The sequence below is a fragment of the Escherichia sp. MR genome, from assembly GCF_005280595.1.
Lineage (GTDB): Bacteria > Pseudomonadota > Gammaproteobacteria > Enterobacterales > Enterobacteriaceae > Escherichia > Escherichia ruysiae.
This window is the reverse complement of sequence record NZ_SZVK01000014.1, coordinates 39,411-60,369: the sequence shown is the minus strand read 5'-3', so window position 1 is coordinate 60,369 and position 20,959 is coordinate 39,411. Positions and strand designations below refer to the sequence as shown.

Below are 20,959 nucleotides of genomic sequence, written 5' to 3'. Positions count from 1 at the left end.
ATCATCTAGTAATTAATTGCTTCGCCATGCAAGGAATGTCCGGCAAGAATGTGATCAAGTACGCGTTTTTTCCCTTCAAACAGGTTCGTCGGTTCAGCTACCAGCACTGAGACAGGTGAGCGTGATACGTATGACATTCACTGCGGTATACTGTGACAAATCTTTTAGCCGGGGCGAATATGAAAACCAAAGCTGCAACCCTTGCCGATGTTGCTCGTCATGCCAATGTTTCTTATCAGACAGTGTCGCGGGTGCTTAACAATTCAGCGAACGTGTCTGCCAAAACACGTCAAAAAATTGAACAAGCCATTGCCGAACTTAAATACGTTCCAAATCGCGTAGCTCAACAGTTGGTAGGGAAAGAGAGCAAAACGATCGGGCTGGTTACAACTTCGCTCGCCCTACATGCCCCCTCGCAAATTGCGGCAGCAGTGAAAAAATATGCCGGAGAACAGGGATATCAGGTGCTGATATCCATGATCGATGATATTGATATTAAAGGTATTCAGGCTGCAATTAATGACTTAAAAGCACAACGGGTAACAAAGATTATTATCAACGCACCGCTGGAAACGGCATTGGCTGAAACTCTGGTTGCTGAAAACAGCGATGTGTTGTGTCTGTTTCTCGACGTGGATCCTTATAGCCCGGTATTTAACGTCACCTTTAATCCCGCAGAAGGTGCACGCGCCAGCGTGAAATATCTTCACGATTTGGGGCATCGTCAATTTTGCCTGATCTCTGGCCCAGAAAACTCAGTACCGGCGCGGCTACGACTCAATACCTGGCGCGATACCCTCTCCTCACTCCAACTGACGCCACTGGCCATTCATTACGGTAGTTGGGACGCTCAAAGCGGCTATCTGGCGACGTTACAGATGCTACGTGAAACGCCACAGGCGACCGCTCTTCTGATCGCCAATGATCAGATGGCATTGGGGGCGTTAAGCGCCTTACATCAACAAAAACGTAAAATCCCGCAAGATATTTCTGTCATTGGCTATGACGACACTTATGAGAGTGCGTTTTTTGAGCCTTCACTGACGACTGTCGCAATCGACTTTGATTTACAAGGGAAAATTTCCGTTCAACAGATTTTACAGCCGGACGATGAACATGCGATGCTCCGCTCTTCAACCATCCTTCCCAGTCGCCTGGTCGTGCGTAACTCTGCTGGCCCTCTGCACTCACCACAGACTGATCTGATGAATATTGCTGAACACCTTCGCACACTGGCGGATGAGCTAACACGCAAGGCATAAAAGTAATACGTTCTCATAAAAAGATTTAGTGATCTATTTCGCTAAATCTTTTTTATTACCAGCAATAATTGTGATGCAAATCGCAAACATTCATTTAACACATTGCCTAATCATCACGGTCAGGGTCAGAGTAAAAATGAAATTGTTAACGTATGACATTTTCCGGAGATGCATACCAAAACAATAACCAGTAAGCACAGCGAATGCCTGTGCCAACGGTAAATGACCCAACGCCAGTGATTGAGGATATGGCTATGTTATTGCCCGGTAAACGTAATTATATTTTGCTCAGTATTTTCGATTTCCTGTACCTCTTTGCCTGGTCGGCAACGATGGCATTTTTTGTCATATGGACGACACAGCATCTGGAAATTACCGCCACACGCACAGGATTACTTTATTCCGTTAATGCTTTCATTGCGTTATTAATGCAACCGTTCTTCGGTTTCATCTCCGATAAATTTGGTCTTAAGAAACAACTCATCTGGCTCCTCGTCGCATTATTACTTCCCGTAGGCCCATTCTTTATTTATGTGTACGCCCCGCTTCTGGTTCATAACTTCTGGCTGGGCGCTGTTTTGGGTGGCGTTTACCTGGGGATCATTTTTAATTCTGGCTGTGGCGTTCTGGATTCCTGGATAGATAAAGTTTCGCGTCGTTATCATTTTGAATATGGTCGCGTAAGAATGTGGGGCTCTCTGGGATGGGCCGCCGCCGCGTGGATTGTGGGGAAATACATTGATACCAGCCCTAATCTCTCTTTCTGGCTGGCAAGCTGTGCCATTGTGGTCGCCGCAATCTGCTTTATGTTTACCAAAATTGAACTGACCGAGGCGGAAATTGAAAAAACCAATTCGCTGAAAGCTATCCATGCGCTTGAACTGGCGAAAAATAGTCAATTCTGGTTTTTATTGATGTTCACTCTGTTCGTAACGCAGATTTATGACACCTACGATCAACAATTCGCACAATATTTTTCGCTGCAATTTCCGACGCCAGAAGAAGGCAATCGCTGGTACGGGATTCTGGCTTCTGTCCAGGTCTGCGGAGAAACCCTATTTCTCTGTCTGATGCCGTGGTTTGTTAACCGCACTGGCGCAAAATGGGCATTAGTGATTGCCGGAACCATTATGTCGTTGCGCATTGCCGGTTCTGCAATCCAACTGGGACCAGTGTGGATTGCAGCCGTTAAAATGATGCACGCCATCGAAAAACCACTGATCCTGGTATCTGTGTTTAAATTTATCGCAGCTAACTTTGATCATAAACTCTCTTCGACGGTCTACCTGCTGGTGCTTTTTGTGGCATCCATCGCCACGGCAATCTATTCACCTATTGCCGGCTATCTGTATGACACCATTGGCTTTGCTGAAACCTATCTCATCCTGGGGGCGATTGCCGGTTGCTTCACGCTTATTTCGGTCTTTACGCTGCGGGACAAATCCAGCAACCAGCCTGCAAAGGCGCTAACTGAAAACCCTGTAGCCTGATAACCATTTGCGCCCCGATATTTGGGGCGTTTTCCTCGCCTGTTGACCAGATTACGATACAAATTTTATCCAGAACTCTGTAGAATCCCTGCCCTGACCTTTCCTGTAACTGAATATTTTTTAAGCTATGAGCAAAGTAACTCCCCAGCCGAAAATCGGCTTTGTTTCCCTTGGCTGTCCGAAAAACCTTGTCGATTCAGAGCGTATTCTCACCGAACTACGCACTGAAGGTTATGACGTGGTACCGAGCTACGACGACGCAGACATGGTAATCGTCAACACCTGCGGTTTTATTGACAGTGCGGTGCAAGAATCACTGGAAGCCATTGGCGAAGCGTTGAATGAAAACGGCAAGGTAATAGTGACCGGTTGTCTGGGGGCGAAAGAAGATCAGATCCGCGAAGTCCACCCGAAAGTGCTGGAAATCACCGGCCCTCATAGCTATGAGCAGGTTCTGGAGCACGTTCATCACTACGTGCCAAAACCGAAACACAACCCATTCCTGAGCCTGGTGCCTGAGCAAGGCGTTAAGCTGACGCCACGTCATTACGCTTATCTGAAGATATCCGAAGGCTGTAACCATCGCTGCACCTTCTGCATTATTCCGTCTATGCGCGGCGATCTGGTGAGCCGTCCGATTGGCGAAGTGTTAAGCGAAGCGAAACGCCTGGTAGATGCGGGCGTTAAAGAGATTCTGGTGATCTCCCAGGATACTTCCGCGTATGGCGTTGATGTTAAACACCGTACAGGCTTTTACAACGGCGAGCCGGTAAAAACCAGTATGGTCAGCCTGTGCGAACAGTTATCAAAACTGGGGATCTGGACACGTCTGCACTACGTTTACCCTTACCCGCATGTAGATGACGTTATCCCGCTGATGGCTGAAGGCAAAATCCTGCCGTATCTGGATATTCCGTTACAGCACGCCAGCCCGCGAATTCTCAAACTGATGAAGCGCCCGGGTTCTGTAGATCGCCAACTGGCACGCATCAAACAGTGGCGCGAAATCTGCCCGGAACTGACCCTGCGTTCAACCTTTATTGTCGGCTTCCCTGGCGAGACGGAAGAAGATTTCCAGATGCTGCTCGACTTCCTGAAAGAAGCACGTCTGGATCGCGTTGGCTGCTTTAAATACAGCCCGGTTGAAGGCGCAGACGCCAATGCCCTGCCTGACCAGGTTCCGGAAGAAGTGAAAGAAGAACGCTGGAATCGCTTCATGCAACTGCAGCAGCAGATTTCCGCCGAGCGCCTGCAAGAAAAAGTGGGCCGTGAAATTCTGGTCATTATCGACGAAGTGGACGAAGAAGGCGCAATCGGCCGCAGCATGGCAGACGCTCCGGAAATCGACGGCGCGGTTTATCTCAATGGTGAAACCAACGTTAAGCCGGGCGATATCCTGCGTGTGAAAGTCGAGCATGCCGACGAGTACGATTTGTGGGGTAGTCGGGTTTAATTAATTCAGGCCGGGCAAAATCATTTGCCCGGTTCGTTAATAAAAATTACTACCAGCTAATCTGTGCCCTGCCGTTTTTCTTACTTTTATACAGCCGCTCATCCGCCAGCATTTTTAACCGTTCAACGGTAGTACATTCATTTGAATGCGCCACGCCGATACTGGTGCTTAAATTAATACTCCCCACCTGGAAATTGACGATATCTTTTAAAATCGATAGCAACTCATCCAGGGTTCCGCCAGTATAAATCACCGCAAATTCGTCGCCGCCAAAGCGGTAGACTTTGCCTTTATCCACCGGAATTTGTGATTTAAGGATTTTCACGACCTTCATCAACACTTCATCGCCCAACAAATGACCGAAGGTATCGTTAATATTTTTGAATTTATCGACGTCAAACAGGCATAAATAACCGCCTTTTTCCGGTAAGGTTTTTAAATCTTCGTCAAAGGATTTTCTGCCCATTGCTTTTGTCAGATCGTCAAGAAACGCCGAGTTATACATGCTGTAGAGTTTTTTGACATCCGCCGCCGAAAAGAAAAGCCCACCGTCCAGCACGCGATCAAAATGGTTATTAATAATGGCTTCTTTCTCAACAATGCCACGATTAATCACTCTGCGTATCAGATAGAGGCAACTTGTGCCTGAAATAACTGCCACCAAGGCAGCAAAGAAAATAATCAGCGTACATACCTGCAAATAAACGTATTTTTTATAAGCAAATACGTACAATCCGGTCGGCAAATAGGAGAAATGTTCCATCGCTTCCGAAACGGTGAAGATGGCGTTTTTGGCATTATATTCATCACCGGTAACTGGCTTGCCGTTCTTAAACAGTGAGAACATCAGATTCTCGCTATCCATTGCCAGTGACTTTGACAGTAACGAAAATCGCTCCAGCCCAAGCAAAAATATCAAACTGCGATTGTGAGTAACCGGATAGAGATAATAGACGAAGGTTTTGCCGTCAAAAGAGATGAACCCCGTATTTTTAACATGCCGATACTTAACAACTTGCATAATATCTGCACAATAATTATTTTCATACTCCTTAACCTGAATACACTCATCACTGGAAATCAGATAAGGACCAACATCATACAAATAAGAAGGTGAAACCGAGTCAGCGTAAGCTGTGCGCAAGCCAGCCAGCAATTCTTCTTCAGTCGGGTTAAGCGTGTTAATGAGATCAATTGCCACACTACGCCGATATTCAGCAATATTTGCCACCGCAAAAGCAGTATCAATAACGGACTGTTTCAGGCCATACACCCGTTCTTTTACCATCTGGGTATAGATCCCGCAGGCAACTGCTGAAATCATGATAAAAATCAGCAGACTGACTGTAAGTACGAATTTATTGATTCTGGACATACCTAAACTACTCTTTTACTAACTTTCCACTTTTGTCCCAGGCAGAGAATGGCAACGGCTTCTGGTACAGATACCCCTGGGCCTGAACACACCCTAATTTGATTAATTCACGCACAACCTCTTCGCTCTCAACACCTTCTGCAATCACCGGGATCCGGTTATAGCGTGCCAGGTCGAAGATAATGCGCAAAATTTTACCCGCAGTGCCGAAAATATCGCTGGTAAATTGCGAGTCCACTTTTATGCTATCAGGATTAATTTCATAAAAACGTTTCAGGTTTGACAAACCCGTACCAAAGTCATCAATCGATATTCGTACCCCTTGTTTACGCAGTTGTTCAATATTGAGATAAAAATGTTCACTAATTCGCTCAATCACAGTTTCAGTGATCTCAATACAGAGACTTTTCGCTGTCAGTTCATGTTCTTTCATGATGGCGATAAAACGCTCATGAAAATGAGGTTCGTTTAACTGCCAGGGCGAAACATTTATATGCAGTAAGAAATGCTGTTTCAGGAGCGCACGCTGGCTAAAATGGCGGAATTCAGCCATCGCCGTTTTAATAATTTGGTAACCCAGTTCATTGATAAAAGCGATATCTTCCGCGATAGCAATAAACTTCAGTGGCGAGATGATCCCCCGCTCCGCAGAAACCCAGCGGCACAGTGCCTCAGCGCCCAGAATTTCACGGGTGTTAATATCAACAATCGGTTGATAAACCAGGAATAGCTCGCCTTTTTCCATTGCATGACGGATATTGCGCGCAATCCAGATATTCTCTTCAATTTCGCTGAGTTTTGCATCATCACAGAAAATAAACTCAGAGAACATATGGTCACGGATGCTGGAAATCGCCAGCTTCAGTTTTTCTGCGTAGCTCCAGGCATTTTCGCCCTTCAGAGGTTCACAAATGACAGATTTGTGTATACGCAGATTGCGATAGCCAAAGCTACTGTCGAAATCGTTTATCATCGCTATTTTACGAGTAAACGTCTGTATATTTTCCCGACATAATAATAAATATAAATCGGCATTAAATGTCACGATATCGCAGCATTGTGCATATTTCTCGGCAATTCGCTGACACAGCCTCCTGACGATTTTGTTGCGTTCCTCGACACCAAACACGGCTTCGACGGCTTCCAGTCCGCACAGTTTGATGATCCCGGCGGCCAGATACTGATTATTGTTTGACTCAATAATCGCCATATTTTTGATAAAACCGCTTTCCTGATCGTAGGAGATCAGCGAGAGCAATTTATTTGAACGCTCAACTTCAGCATCTTTCATTTCCGCGATCGAATTTTTGATGCTGATAATCTCTTTCGCATCGCCGTCACGAATTTTCAGTGCCTGCATTTGATCCGCAGAGTCAGGTAAAAACTCCAGCGTATTGACCAGCGTTGTCATTTCTGAAAATTGGCGACGGAACACACGGGTCGTCATTAAGTAAACCGCCAGCAATACGACAATAATGAAAGCAAACGGTAAATAAAAAAGTTTATCTGACGCGTTAAATAGTTTCCCCCTAGGATAATAAAAATAGATTTCGAATAGCGAGTTATTGGGTACGCGCGATGTTTTTGCTATATACTCTGTATCGACAGAATCAATAATATTATAATTATCTTCGCTATTATAAATAATCAATTTTTCACGGGCGAGTTGGTTCTTGGCAATGATTTCATAACCTTGTTTCAGAAACAACACTTCATCAGTTGCGCTGATTTGATCAAGGTATTCGTTCAGGTATCGCCAGTTTAAATCGACATGAATTTTATCAATAGCCAGCAAATCACGGTCTTTGCCGTTAATTCGTAGTGTAAAAGAAATACATTTTTTCCCCGGACGATCAAAGCAATTATATGCCGGATTCCAGCTACTGTCAGAGCCATCCGAAGCTACTGACCACGGGCGCTGCGACGGATTAAAATCGGCAAAGATGACGCGTCCTGCCTCATCAACAAGGGGACCATTTACCTTTTCCTGATGATAAACAAAGATTTTATCATTCGCCCGCCGCGAAAATAGATAATATTTATCATTATCCAGTACCAGCCCCACTGAGTCTAAAAATGGCATCATTTCCATTTTCAGGATGACAGCTCGTTTAATCTCCTCACTGTTTTTCAATAAATAAAGTGAGTCCTTTAACGTCAGAGCGGAACGTTCAATATCTTTAAAGAAATAGCCAACGTTTTTTTGAATAAGTTCAAAGCGGCTATCAGCACGTTTTACCGCACGCTCCGATACCAGCTGATAGTTAATGATGAAAAAAAGAACAATAAATGACAGCGCAGCCAATAAAAATAAAATTATCAGCCTGGTCTTTATCTTTTCGTATAAACTCAGCATGTTAATACATTTAACAAAATAACTGTCAGTACGCTGTGCCGCTGCATAAATAGTCCCTCACAGCGGCTTTTTAACCAAATTACTCGATTCTACAAAATTAGAAGAAAGTTACAACACTTGCTTAAGGCAATAATTTCCTCTGAGGTCATTACTCTTTCAAGCAATGTTCAACCGTGACTATCCTTTAATTTTGGGGTCCAGCGCATCACGCAAACCATCACCCAGCAAGTTGAACGCCAGCACGGTCAGGAAAATAGCCAGTGCCGGAAAAACCGCCACATGCGGCGCGATAACCATATCCGCTCTCGCTTCGTTGAGCATCGCTCCCCACTCCGGGGTCGGCGGCTGCGCTCCCAAGCCGAGAAACGACAGACTGGCGGCGGAGATAATTGAGGTGCCAATGCGCATGGTAAAGAACACGACGATGGAAGAGACTGTCCCCGGTAAGATGTGGCGCAACAAAATGGTCATATCGCTGGCACCAATACTGCGCGCTGATTCAATAAAGGTTTGCTGTTTTAACACCAGCGTGTTGCCGCGCACCAGTCGGGCAAACGCAGGAATAGAAAAGATAGCGACGGCGATAATCACGTTAGCAATGCCGCTTCCCAGCACCGCGACAACAGCAATAGCCAGCAAAATGCCAGGGAAAGCAAACAGCACATCGCAAATACGCATGATCAGCCGATCCCACCAGCCTTCGTAATATCCAGCCAGCAAACCCAGCAACGTCCCAATCGCCGCACCGATAAACACCGCAAACACGCCCGCCGCCAGCGAGATTTGTGCACCAACCAGGACACGGCTGAAAATGTCGCGCCCCAGTGAATCGACGCCAAACCAGTGCTGCAAAGAAGGTCCGTTATTCAGATTGTCATAATCGAAATAATTTTCGGCGTCATAGGGGACGATCCAGCGTGCAAAAATTGCCATCACAATCAACAAAATGACGAATAATGCGGCGGTCATCGCCATATGCTGACGGCGAAAACGTCGCCAGAACTCATGCCACGGAGTACGCACCTGATCAGGTTTTACTAGTGGCATGGCGTTTAACACCGCCTGACGACGCCAGTTAAATAATCGCATCCTTACTTGTACCTGATAGCCGGGTTAATGGCGGCGTAAAGCACATCCACCACTAAGTTGATAAGAATAAATTCCAGCGAGAAAAGCAGAATTTCCGCCTGAATCACCGGGTAATCGCGCATTTCTACGGAGTCAACGAGTAAGCGCCCAAGTCCGGGCCAGTTGAAAACCTTCTCCACCACGATGGAACCTCCGAGCAAAAAGCCAAACTGTAAGCCCATCATGGTCACTACCGGGATCATCGCGTTGCGTAGCCCGTGTTTGAGGACAACCCAGGTTTCACTCACCCCTTTCGCCCTCGCGGTACGCATATAATCTTCGCTTAAGACATCGACAAACGACGCACGGGTAAAGCGCGCCATCACGGCTGCCACTGCCGCACCGAGCGTCAGGGAGGGTAAAATGTAGTGCTGCCAACTATCTGCACCTACGGTAGGCAGCCAGCCCAGCTCAACGGAGAAAACCTGTATCAAAAGCATCCCCAGGGCAAATGCCGGGAAGGAGATCCCCGACACCGCGATGGTCATACTCAATCGATCCGGCCAACGGTTACGCCAGACGGCGGCGATAATTCCTGCCGCCATACCAAATATCACCGCCCAGACCATACTGGTTATGGTCAGCCACAGCGTTGGCATGAAGCGGCTGGCAATCTCATCGGCAACCGGACGACGCGACACCATCGACAGGCCAAAATCTCCCTGCACTGCGTTGCTGATGTAGTGCCAGAACTGGTGATACAGCGGCTGATCCAGACCCAGTTGCTGACGCACCAGTTCGATGACCTGAGCATCGGCTTCGGGGCCGGCAATCAATCGCGCCGGATCGCCGGGCAGCATATGGACAAATAAAAACACCAGCACCGAGACGATAAACAGCGTCGGAATCAACCCCAGTAAGCGTTTGATAACGTAATTAAGCATTCCACTCCCTGCGTTGCTTATTGCAAGTCCGCATCTTCAAAGCTGAAGCCGGTGTCTGGCATGATCCAAAAACCGGTCAGATTTTTACTGTGTGCCGACACCAGTTTTTCGACCACCAGCGGGATCCACGGCGACTCTTGCCAGATGATATCCTGCGCCGCCTTATATAAGCGGGTCTTTTCCGCCGGATCGTTAGTTTTCAGTGCCTGAGCCAGGAAATCATCCACCTGTTTATTACTGTAAAACGCAGTATTAAACAGCGTCGGTGGCCAGTTCTGTGACGCAAACAGCGGCGATAACGCCCAGTCAGCTTCGCCGGTCGATGCCGACCAGCCGGTGTAGAACAGTCGCACGCCGCTCTCTTTTTGCCCTTTACCTTCTACTTCTGCCGCCCGCTGTCCGGCATCCATCGCCGTCACCTGGGCTTTAATTCCTACCTGCGCTAACTGCTGCTGGGTAAATTGCAGCACTTTCTGCGCGGTGCTGTGGTTATGTGACGACCACAGCGTGGTACTGAAACCGTTGGGATATCCCGCCTCTTTAAGTAATTCGCGCGCTTTTGCCGGATCGTAAGGCCACGGTTGGTAACTTTGCGCGTAGGCGATACTCGGCGGCACCACGCCAGTGGCGGGCGTTGCATATCCCGCAAACGCGACTTTCACCAGCGCCGGACGGTTGATGGCATAATTCAGCGCCTCCCGTACCTTCGGGTTATCGAACGGCTTTTGCGTCACATTCATACTGATATAACGCTGCATAATCGACGGGCTGGCCATCAGCTCGATATTTTTGTTTTTCTCCAGCAGCGCGGCCTGCTCGTAGGGAATGGGGAAAGCAAACTGCGCTTCACCGGTTTGCAACATTGCCGCGCGAGTGTTGTTATCCGCCACCGGACGCCAGGTAATGCTGCCCAGTTTGGGTAGTCCTGACTGCCAGTAACCGGTGAATTTTTTAACCTTCACAAAATCGGTCTGATTCCAGGTGTCCAGTTCATACGGCCCGGTTCCCACCGGATGAAAACCAATCTCTTTGCCATATTTTTCCAGCGCCGCCGGAGAAATCATCGCTGTCGCCGGATGGGCAAGAATATTTATAAACGCGGAGAACGGCTGTTTAAGCGTAATCTTCACCGTTGTCGGATCGACCGCTTCAGTTTTGGCAATATTCTTATACAAGTTATAGCGTTTAAGATGATTCGCTGGGTCACTGGCCCGATCCAGATTCGCTTTTACCGCCGCCGCGTTGAAGTCGGTGCCATCCTGGAACTTAATCCCTTCACGCAATTTCACGGTGTAAGTGAGGCCGTCACCGGAGACGGTATAACTCGCCGCCAGCACATTTTTCAGCTTCATCTCTTTATCCAGACCGAACAGCCCCTGGTAAAACGATTTCGCCACGGCCTGTGACAACGTGTCATTCGCGTCATACGGGTCGAGGGTGGTGAAGTTCGATCCCACCGCCACAACCACATCTTTGGCAGCGAATGCACAAGATGCCATCAACGCTGTGACAATACCCAGCGTCACTAACCCACTACGGTGTACAGCTCTTGCCATTTGATTCTCCGCCTGAATGTTATCTACGCATGAATGCGTATTCTGATTGTGGTTGTGCGACGTAATGCCCCGGCCCGACGCATTGCAACGAGACGGCTGCAACCTCTTCGCCACGCTGATGAATATTGCTGGGAAGATCGTCCGATAGCAGTACGCGCTGTGGTCGCAGCCGGGACGGTTCAGCAACCGGAACTGCCGCCAGTAATTTACGCGTATAAGGGTGCTGTGGATTTTCAAAGACCGCGCGCCGGGGGCCTATTTCGACAATTTGTCCAAGATACATCACCGCTACACGATGGCTGATCCGCTCCACGACCGCCATATCGTGAGAGATAAACAGATATGCAATGCCGAAATCACGCTGGAGATCGAGCAACAAGTTGATAATCTGCCCGCGAATAGAAACATCCAGCGCCGACACGGCTTCATCGGCAATAATGACTTTGGGATTCAACGCCAGCGCACGGGCAATACAGATACGCTGACGCTGACCGCCGGAAAACTCATGCGGGTAGCGCCACGCATGTTCGGGTAACAGACCAACGCGTTCCAGTAGCCACGCAACGCGTGCAGCGGCTTCATTACCCTGCAATAATCCATGAACACGTAGCGGTTCGATAATCGAATCACCGATCGTCTGGCGTGGATCCAGTGAGGCGTAAGGATCCTGAAAAATAAACTGAATATCGCGGCGCAATGCCTGAAGTTTGCCGGGTGACAGAGTATCGATTCGCTGGCCGTTGAAGATAATTTCTCCGCCCTGACTTTCAACCAGGCGCAACAACGCCCGTCCGGTGGTGGATTTACCACTGCCAGACTCCCCCACCAGCGACAACGTTTCACCCGGCCAGAGATCAAAACTAACCTTTTCAACGGCGTGCACTTCCCGCGTTACGCGATTCAACAACCCACTACGCAAAGGGAAACGGGTGACCAGATTACGCACCTGTAAAACAGGTTCGCCATCAACCACCGTTTTCTGCTCGACAGGGCGTTCCTGTTGAGTCGGATGTTCAAGCGATATCAACGGGAAACGTCGGGGATAATCTTGCCCTCTCATCGCGCCAAGCTGCGGAACAGCAGCCAATAGCGCACGGGTATAAGGATGCTGTGGCGCATGAAAAATCTGTTCGACGCTGCCCGTTTCCACCGCCTCGCCCTGATACATCACCAGTACCCGATCGGCAATCTCCGCCACCACGCCCATGTCGTGAGTGATAAAGATGACGCCCATCGACATCTCTTTTTGCAACACTTTGATTAATTGCAGGATCTGCGCCTGAATGGTGACGTCCAGTGCAGTCGTCGGCTCATCGGCAATCAGCACCGCCGGGCGACATGACAGCGCCATGGCAATCATCACCCGCTGACGCATCCCACCGGAGAGTTGATGCGGATAACGCGAAAGAATGGTTTGTGCTTCCGGGATGCGAACCTGATCCAGCATCCGTTTCGCCTCCGCCATCGCTTCTTCACGACTGGCGTTCTGATGCAGACGGATAGACTCGGCAATCTGTTCGCCCACGGTAAATACCGGATTTAGCGACGTCATTGGCTCCTGGAAAATCATCGCTATATCCGCACCGCGTATATGCTGCATTTGCCGGGAGCTCTGCTGCTCACTAAGCTCAATCACCTCACGACTGCGGCGCCGCAATAACATTTTGTCGCACTGCACCAGCCCCCCCGCCTGTTCTAACAGACGCATCAACGCCAGTGCTGTAACTGACTTGCCGGAACCGGACTCTCCAACAATTGCCAGCGTCTCACCACGTCGCAGGCTAAAAGAGAGACCGCGAACCGCAGCCACTTTCTGCTGGTCCTGCATAAAGGCAATATTGAGATTATCAACAGCCAGCACATCATCGGCTTCAAGCTCATCACTGTGTGGCAACGGTGTCCCCTTTTTCACGATAGATACCGGTGGTTGGCGTATCGCCTGCGTAGCCCCAGGCGCGATACATTCCCTCGGTGTTAAAAGGTAGCGCGACGTTGCCTTCATGATCGATAGCGATTAGTCCGCCACTGCCGCCAAGCGCAGGGAGTTTTTCCATCACTACCCGCTCGCAGGCTTGTGCGAGGCTTAAGCCGCCGTAATCCATCAACGCGGCGATGTCATACGCCGCCAGCGCGCGAATGAAGACTTCGCCCGTGCCGGTACAAGAAACTGCCACGCTGGCGTTATTGGCGTAGCACCCGGCGCCAACCAGCGGGCTGTCGCCGACCCGACCAGGTAATTTATTGGTCATTCCCCCCGTGGACGTGGCAGCCGCCAGATTGCCATGGAGATCCAACGCCACGGCTCCCACAGTGCCCATTTTCTGTTTTTCATCCAACGGTGCGCCGCTATGGTCGAGGAGCATCTCCCCTTCCTCACGCGCCGCCAGTAATTGTTCATAACGCAAAGGCGTGGAGAAAATCTCCGGCGAGACGCGATCCATGCCATGAGCAAAAGCAAAATTTTCTGCGCCATCACCTATCATCATCACATGCGGGCTTTGTTCCATCACCAGACGGGCGGCAAGAACCGGATTACGCAGATGACTGACGCCCGCCACTGCACCGGCTTTCAGGGTATTGCCATCCATCACGCAGGCGTCGAGTTCATGGGTTTCATCACGCGTAAAGACAGCGCCAATTCCGGCGTTAAACAGTGGGCACTCTTCCAGCAAGCGCACGGCTTCCGTCACTGCATCCAGCGCACTTGCGCCCGCTTCGAGCATTTTCTGTCCGGTTTCAACAATGGCAGACAGTGCCTCAATGTAGCGTAATTCCTGTTGCAGACTCATCTGTGCGCGGCTAATTGCGCCTGCGCCGCCGTGAATTGCAATGACTGCTTTGCCCATAGTATTCGTCCATTAAGGGTGGCTCGCCAGTTTGCTATAAATATCAGAATTTTTATGAATTATTCATTCAATTTTTGAATATAGAAAGATGTATATGGCATGTAAAGGCAGGAGCCCGCTCTACGACCGAGGTGGCATACAGTCCGTGGCGTTTTTCTGACATAATAGGCGGATTCGATTTTGCCCCGCAGGAGTGTTTTCATGGAATTTACCACCGGTTTGATGTCGCTCGACACCGCGCTTAATGAGATGCTTTCTCGCGTTACCCCTTTGACTGCTCAGGAAACGCTGCCACTGGTTCAGTGTTTTGGTCGTATTCTGGCGAGCGATGTGGTTTCGCCGCTCGATGTCCCTGGGTTTGATAACTCGGCAATGGACGGCTACGCGGTTCGTTTAGCCGATATCGCCTCCGGGCAACCGCTGCCCGTTGCTGGCAAATCGTTTGCCGGGCAGCCGTATCATGGTGAATGGCCTGCTGGCACCTGTATTCGCATTATGACCGGTGCTCCGGTGCCGGAAGGCTGTGAAGCGGTGGTGATGCAGGAACAGACCGAACAAACGGATGCAGGAGTGCGTTTTACCGCTGAAGTGCGTAGCGGGCAAAATATTCGTCGTCGCGGTGAAGATATCTCTGCGGGTGCGGTTGTTTTTCCGGCGGGGACTCGCCTGACTACCGCAGAGCTGCCGGTGATTGCTTCGCTGGGAATTGCCGACGTTCCGGTGATTCGCAAAGTGCGTGTGGCGCTGTTTTCCACCGGTGATGAACTCCAGTTGCCAGGTCAGCCGCTGGGCGACGGTCAAATCTACGATACCAACCGTCTCGCCGTACACCTGATGTTAGAACAACTGGGTTGCGAGGTGATCAATTTAGGGATTATCCGCGACGATCCCCACGCCTTGCGCACAGCATTTATTGAAGCCGACAGTCAGGCGGATGTAGTGATCAGTTCTGGCGGTGTTTCGGTTGGTGAAGCAGATTACACCAAAACCATTCTCGAAGAGCTGGGCGAAATCGCCTTCTGGAAGCTGGCGATTAAACCGGGTAAACCGTTCGCGTTCGGTAAACTCGGCAATAGCTGGTTCTGCGGCCTGCCGGGTAATCCGGTTTCAGCAACGCTGACATTCTACCAACTGGTACAGCCGTTACTGGCAAAATTAAGCGGCAACGCCGCCAGCGGCCTGCCTACGCGCCAGCGTGTACGCACGGCTTCTCGCCTCAAGAAAACGCCTGGTCGTCTTGATTTCCAGCGTGGTGTGCTGCAACGCAATGCCGACGGCGAACTGGAAGTGATGACCACCGGACATCAGGGTTCCCATATATTTAGCTCTTTTAGCCTCGGCAACTGCTTTATCGTGCTGGAACGCGATCGCGGCAATGTTGAAGCGGGCGAATGGGTGGAAGTCGAGCCGTTTAACGCGTTGTTCGGAGGCCTGTAATGGCGGAACTCAGCGATCAGGAGATGCTGCGCTACAACCGGCAAATCATCCTGCGTGGTTTTGATTTTGACGGCCAGGAAGCGTTGAAAGATTCTCGCGTGCTGGTCGTCGGCCTCGGTGGACTCGGCTGCGCAGCCTCGCAGTATCTGGCAAGCGCCGGTGTCGGCAACCTGACGCTGCTCGACTTCGACACGGTTTCGCTCTCGAATCTGCAACGCCAGACGCTACACAGTGACGCTACGGTCGGGCAACCGAAGGTTGAATCTGCCCGTGATGCACTGGCACGGATCAATCCACATATCGCAATTACACCAGTGAATGCGTTACTTGATGATGCTGAGCTTGCTGCGTTGATTGCTAAACACGATCTGGTGCTCGACTGTACGGATAACGTTGCGGTACGTAATCAACTGAACGCAGGCTGTTTTGCCGCGAAGGTGCCGCTGGTTTCCGGCGCGGCAATTCGTATGGAAGGTCAAATCACCGTCTTTACTTATCAGGACGGCGAGCCTTGCTACCGCTGCCTTAGCCGTTTGTTTGGCGAAAACGCGTTAACCTGCGTGGAAGCAGGCGTGATGGCGCCATTGATTGGCGTAATTGGTTCGTTGCAGGCAATGGAAGCGATCAAACTGCTGACAGGCTATGGGAAACCTGCCAGCGGAAAAATCGTTATGTACGATGCGATGACCTGTCAGTTCCGCGAAATGAAACTGATGCGCAATCCGGGATGTGAGGTTTGCGGGCAGTAATTGTCGCCTCCAGGCCTGATAAGACGCGCCAGGCGTCGCATCGGGCATTGTGCTCCGGGTGTCGGATGCGGCGTAAACGCCTTATCCGACCTACGGTTCGGGCGCAGATTTCCAGGCCTGATAAGACGCGGCAGGCACCGGTGCACTCCGCCACGTTATAAGCAATTTATGAGGATGCAGAATATCCCGTTAAATCGACGTTCTGCCAAACGCGCCCTGCCAGTCCTGCTCAAACTTCGCCACAGCGGCATCCACCGCCGGATAGCTAATCATCTGTTGTGCCACATCCAGTGGCAGCGTGATGGATTCACATCCTGCCTGTAAGCAGTCCAGCGCCTGACGCGGGGTTTTGAAACTCGCGGCTAACACTTTCGCCTGTGGCGCATGCATTTTCAGTAACTGATGCAAATCGGTCACGGTTTGAATACCGCTACCACCCTGAGCATCAATACGGTTGACATAAGGCGCAACATATTCCGCGCCCGCCAGCGCCGACAACAGCCCTTGTGCTGCGCCATACACCGCCGTGCCCAGCGTCGGGATCCCTTCCGCTTTTAACATCTTAATAGCTGCCAGCCCCTCGGCGGTCACCGGGACTTTCACCACGATATCTGCAATAATAGAACGCAATTTACGTGCGTCATTCACCATCCCTTCAGCAGTGGTAGCCATTACCTGGGCAAACAGACGCCCCTGACCGCCCATCGCCTCGTGAAGTTGCGGAAGCACAACGTCCAGCGGTTTTTTACCCGCTGCGATAATGCTTGGGTTAGTGGTCACACCCGCCAGCGGAAAAATACGTGACAGCGCCTTCACCGCAACAACGTCTGAAGTATCCAGATACAGTTCCATAACCATCCTCAAAATGTACTTTTTGTCTGAAACCAGACTACCACGAGAAAACTCTCTGAACAGTTGACGCACATCAACATAACTTTCATTCGAAAGCAATTTAATATTTGAACGAAACAGAGAGGCATCTATGATCTTCAATATTCAACGCTACTCGACCCACGACGGCCCCGGCATTCGCACAGTGGTTTTTCTGAAAGGTTGCTCGCTGGGTTGTCGCTGGTGTCAGAATCCTGAAAGCCGCGCCCGCACGCAGGATCTACTGTATGACGCACGTCTGTGCCTGGAGGGCTGCGAGCTATGTGCTAAGGCCGTGCCGGAAGTGATTGAGCGCACGCTGAATGGCCTGCTTATTCATCGGGAAAAGTTAACCCCGGAGCATCTGACGGCGTTAACCAACTGCTGCCCGACACAGGCGTTAACCGTGTGTGGTGAAGTGAAAAGCGTTGAGGAGATCATGGCGACCGTTTTGCGCGATAAACCGTTTTACGATCGCAGCGGCGGCGGCTTAACGCTTTCTGGCGGTGAACCCTTTATGCAGCCGGAAATGGCGACGGCACTACTGCAAGCCAGCCACGAGGCCGGCATTCATACTGCGGTAGAAACCTGCCTGCATGTGCCGTGGAAATATATCGCCCCTTCTCTGCCCTATATCGATCTGTTTCTTGCCGATTTAAAACACGTCGCCGACGTGCCGTTTAAACAGTGGACCGACGGTAACGCCGCCAGAGTGCTGGATAACCTGAAAAAACTCGCCGCAGCGGGGAAAAAAATCATTATCCGCGTGCCGCTGATTCAGGGCTTTAATGCTGACGAAACCTCTGTAAAAGCCATTACCGATTTTGCCGCCGACGAGCTGCACGTTGGCGAAATTCATTTCCTGCCCTACCACACGCTGGGCATCAACAAATATCACTTACTTAATCTGCCCTATGACGCCCCGGAAAAACCGCTTGATGCGCCAGAACTGCTCGACTTTGCCCAGCAGTATGCCTGCCAGAAAGGGTTAACCGCGACTTTACGAGGATAACAACCATGACAACACTGAAACTGGACACGCTCAGCGACCGCATTAAAGCGCACAAAAATGCGCTGGTGCATATTGTGAAACCGCCGGTTTGTACCGAGCGCGCACAGCACTATACCGAGATGTATCAACAACATCTCGATAAGCCGATCCCGGTTCGTCGCGCGCTGGCGCTGGCGCATCACCTGGCGAATCGCACCATCTGGATCAAACACGATGAGTTGATCATCGGCAACCAGGCAAGCGAAGTTCGCGCCGCGCCAATCTTCCCGGAATATACCGTGTCGTGGATCGAAAAAGAGATTGATGATCTGGCCGATCGTCCCGGCGCGGGTTTTGCGGTGAGCGAAGAGAACAAACGCGTTCTGCATGAAGTGTGCCCGTGGTGGCGTGGTCAGACCGTACAGGATCGCTGCTACGGCATGTTTACCGATGAGCAAAAAGGCCTGCTGGCGACCGGTATTATCAAAGCAGAAGGCAATATGACCTCCGGCGATGCACACCTGGCGGTCAATTTCCCGCTGTTGCTGGAAAAAGGGCTTGATGGTCTGCGCGAGAAAGTGGCGGAGCGTCGCTCGCGTATCAACCTGACTGTGCTGGAAGATTTGCACGGCGAGCAGTTCCTGAAAGCGATTGATATCGTGCTGGTTGCAGTCAGTGAACATATTGAACGTTTCGCTGCCCTGGCGCGTGAAATGGCCGCCACCGAAACCCGCGAAAGCCGTCGCGATGAACTGCTGGCAATGGCAGAAAATTGCGATCTTATCGCCCACCAGCCGCCGCAGACGTTCTGGCAGGCGCTGCAACTGTGCTACTTCATCCAGTTGATTTTGCAGATTGAATCAAACGGTCACTCGGTGTCGTTTGGTCGTATGGATCAGTATCTCTACCCATACTATCGCCGCGACGTTGAACTGAACCAGACGCTGGATCGCGAACACGCCATTGAGATGCTGCATAGCTGCTGGTTGAAATTGCTGGAAGTGAACAAAATCCGCTCCGGCTCACACTCAAAAGCCTCTGCGGGAAGTCCGCTGTATCAGAACGTCACCATTGGCGGGCAAAATCTGGTTGATGGTCAGCCGATGGACGCAGTGAATCCGCTCTCTTACGCGATCCTGGAATCCTGCGGTCGTCTGCGCTCCACTCAGCCTAACCTCAGCGTGCGTTACCATGCGGGAATGAGTAACGATTTCCTCGACGCCTGCGTACAGGTGATCCGCTGCGGCTTCGGGATGCCGGCGTTCAACAACGACGAAATCGTGATCCCGGAATTTATTAAACTCGGTATTGAACCGCAGGACGCTTACGACTACGCAGCGATTGGTTGTATCGAAACCGCCGTCGGCGGCAAATGGGGCTATCGCTGCACCGGCATGAGCTTTATCAACTTCGCCCGCGTGATGCTGGCGGCGCTGGAAGGCGGTCGTGATGCCACCAGCGGCAACGTGTTCCTGCCGCAAGAAAAAGCGTTGTCAGCGGGTAACTTCAACAACTTCGATGAAGTAATGGACGCGTGGGATACGCAAATCCGTTACTACACCCGCAAATCGATCGAAATCGAATATGTGGTCGACACCATGCTGGAAGAGAACGTGCACGATATTCTCTGCTCGGCGCTGGTGGATGATTGCATTGAGCGAGCGAAAAGTATCAAGCAAGGCGGCGCGAAATATGACTGGGTTTCTGGCCTGCAGGTCGGCATTGCCAACCTCGGCAACAGCCTGGCGGCAGTGAAGAAACTGGTATTTGAACAGGGCGCGATTGGTCAACAACAACTGGCTGCCGCGCTGGCGGATGACTTCGATGGCCTGACTCATGAGCAGTTGCGTCAGCGTCTGATTAACGGCGCGCCGAAGTATGGCAACGACGATGATAGCGTCGATACGCTGCTGGCTCGCGCCTATCAGACCTATATTGACGAACTGAAGCAGTACCACAACCCGCGCTACGGTCGTGGTCCGGTTGGCGGCAACTATTACGCAGGTACGTCGTCTATCTCCGCTAACGTACCGTTTGGCGCGCAAACAATGGCAACGCCGGACGGACGTAAAGCACATACCCCGCTGGCGGAAGGCGCAAGCCCGGCTTCCGGTACTGACCATCTCGGCCCAACGGCGGTCATTGGCTCGGTGGGTAAACTGCCTACCGCAGCGATTCTCGGCGGTGTATTGCTCAACCAGAAACTAAACCCGGCGACGCTGGAGAACGAATCTGACAAGCAGAAACTGATGATCCTGCTACGCACCTTCTTCGAAGTGCATAAAGGCTGGCATATTCAGTACAACATTGTTTCCCACGAAACGCTGCTGGAAGCGAAAAAACATCCGGATCAGTACCGGGATCTGGTCGTGCGCGTAGCGGGTTATTCCGCCTTCTTCACCGCGCTCTCTCCAGACGCTCAGGACGATATCATCGCCCGCACCGAACACATGCTGTAATCCCCTCAGCCCGGCGGCGTCGCCGGGCTAAAACATTCACAAAATCAATTTTACTCTCACCTTCATTCGAAATTAGTTTGTGCTCCGCATCACATTGTCATTA

15 protein-coding genes are annotated in these 20,959 nt (G+C 50.7%); 7 read left to right on the top strand and 8 right to left on the bottom strand.

Annotated features, from left to right (window positions below; all coding sequences use genetic code 11):
• Window positions 1-179 precede the first annotated feature (179 nt).
• The 3 genes from FC814_RS08675 to rimO all read left to right on the top strand — a co-directional run bounded on the left by FC814_RS08675 (window position 180) and on the right by rimO (window position 4,205).
• Window positions 180-1,262 carry a LacI family DNA-binding transcriptional regulator gene (locus FC814_RS08675; RefSeq protein ID WP_137325821.1) on the top strand — a complete coding sequence of 361 codons (1,083 nt, stop codon included), beginning with the start codon at window positions 180-182 and terminating at the stop codon, window positions 1,260-1,262.
• Between the two features lie 254 nt (window positions 1,263-1,516).
• On the top strand, window positions 1,517-2,752 hold the full coding sequence (locus FC814_RS08670) for an oligosaccharide MFS transporter (protein WP_000926281.1): 1,236 nt from the start codon (window positions 1,517-1,519) through the stop codon (window positions 2,750-2,752).
• Between the two features lie 127 nt (window positions 2,753-2,879).
• Entirely contained in the window at window positions 2,880-4,205 is a 1,326-nt protein-coding gene (gene rimO / locus FC814_RS08665; protein WP_032225035.1) for a 30S ribosomal protein S12 methylthiotransferase RimO, read from the top strand.
• Window positions 4,206-4,254: 49 nt separating this feature from the next.
• Here rimO and FC814_RS08660 read toward each other — a convergent pair whose 3' ends face one another.
• The 7 genes from FC814_RS08660 to iaaA form a co-directional block, all read right to left on the bottom strand.
• Window positions 4,255-5,580 (bottom strand): GGDEF domain-containing protein, encoded by a 1,326-nt coding sequence (locus FC814_RS08660; RefSeq protein ID WP_137325820.1) that lies wholly within the window; start codon window positions 5,578-5,580, stop codon window positions 4,255-4,257.
• Window positions 5,581-5,587: 7 nt separating this feature from the next.
• Window positions 5,588-7,936: an EAL domain-containing protein gene (locus FC814_RS08655; RefSeq protein WP_137325819.1), complete on the bottom strand. Its 2,349-nt coding sequence runs from the start codon at window positions 7,934-7,936 to the stop codon at window positions 5,588-5,590.
• Window positions 7,937-8,113: 177 nt separating this feature from the next.
• Window positions 8,114-9,025 (bottom strand): glutathione ABC transporter permease GsiD, encoded by a 912-nt coding sequence (gene gsiD / locus FC814_RS08650; RefSeq protein WP_001236036.1) that lies wholly within the window; start codon window positions 9,023-9,025, stop codon window positions 8,114-8,116.
• A 2-nt stretch (window positions 9,026-9,027) separates the two neighbouring features.
• Window positions 9,028-9,948, bottom strand: coding sequence for a glutathione ABC transporter permease GsiC (gene gsiC, locus FC814_RS08645; protein ID WP_000936043.1), 921 nt, complete (start codon window positions 9,946-9,948; stop codon window positions 9,028-9,030).
• Window positions 9,949-9,965: 17 nt separating this feature from the next.
• Window positions 9,966-11,504, bottom strand: a complete 1,539-nt coding sequence (gene gsiB / locus FC814_RS08640; RefSeq protein WP_137325818.1) for a glutathione ABC transporter substrate-binding protein GsiB — start codon at window positions 11,502-11,504, stop codon at window positions 9,966-9,968.
• A 19-nt stretch (window positions 11,505-11,523) separates the two neighbouring features.
• Window positions 11,524-13,398, bottom strand: coding sequence for a glutathione ABC transporter ATP-binding protein GsiA (gene gsiA, locus FC814_RS08635; protein WP_137325835.1), 1,875 nt, complete (start codon window positions 13,396-13,398; stop codon window positions 11,524-11,526).
• A complete protein-coding gene (gene iaaA, locus FC814_RS08630; protein WP_137325817.1) occupies window positions 13,385-14,350 on the bottom strand; it encodes a beta-aspartyl-peptidase in 966 nt (321 codons plus the stop codon). The genes gsiA and iaaA overlap by 14 nt, the downstream gene beginning before the upstream one ends.
• A gap of 201 nt (window positions 14,351-14,551) precedes the next feature.
• Between iaaA and moeA the strand changes: the two genes are divergently transcribed.
• Entirely contained in the window at window positions 14,552-15,787 is a 1,236-nt protein-coding gene (gene moeA / locus FC814_RS08625; protein WP_137325816.1) for a molybdopterin molybdotransferase MoeA, read from the top strand.
• Window positions 15,787-16,536, top strand: a complete 750-nt coding sequence (moeB, locus tag FC814_RS08620; RefSeq protein WP_137325815.1) for a molybdopterin-synthase adenylyltransferase MoeB — start codon at window positions 15,787-15,789, stop codon at window positions 16,534-16,536. The genes moeA and moeB overlap by 1 nt, the downstream gene beginning before the upstream one ends.
• Before the next feature lie 189 nt (window positions 16,537-16,725).
• Here the strand turns inward: moeB and fsa are convergent, their stop codons facing one another.
• Window positions 16,726-17,388 carry a fructose-6-phosphate aldolase gene (gene fsa / locus FC814_RS08615; protein WP_137325814.1) on the bottom strand — a complete coding sequence of 221 codons (663 nt, stop codon included), beginning with the start codon at window positions 17,386-17,388 and terminating at the stop codon, window positions 16,726-16,728.
• A 130-nt stretch (window positions 17,389-17,518) separates the two neighbouring features.
• On the opposite strand from fsa, the gene FC814_RS08610 reads away from it, so the two are divergent.
• Together FC814_RS08610 and FC814_RS08605 are read left to right on the top strand one after the other, a co-directional pair.
• Entirely contained in the window at window positions 17,519-18,418 is a 900-nt protein-coding gene (locus FC814_RS08610) for a glycyl-radical enzyme activating protein (RefSeq protein ID WP_000576968.1), read from the top strand.
• Between the two features lie 5 nt (window positions 18,419-18,423).
• The gene (locus tag FC814_RS08605) at window positions 18,424-20,856 is read left to right on the top strand and encodes a glycyl radical protein (protein WP_137325813.1); all 2,433 of its coding nucleotides are present in this window, start codon (window positions 18,424-18,426) and stop codon (window positions 20,854-20,856) included.
• Window positions 20,857-20,959 lie beyond the last annotated feature (103 nt).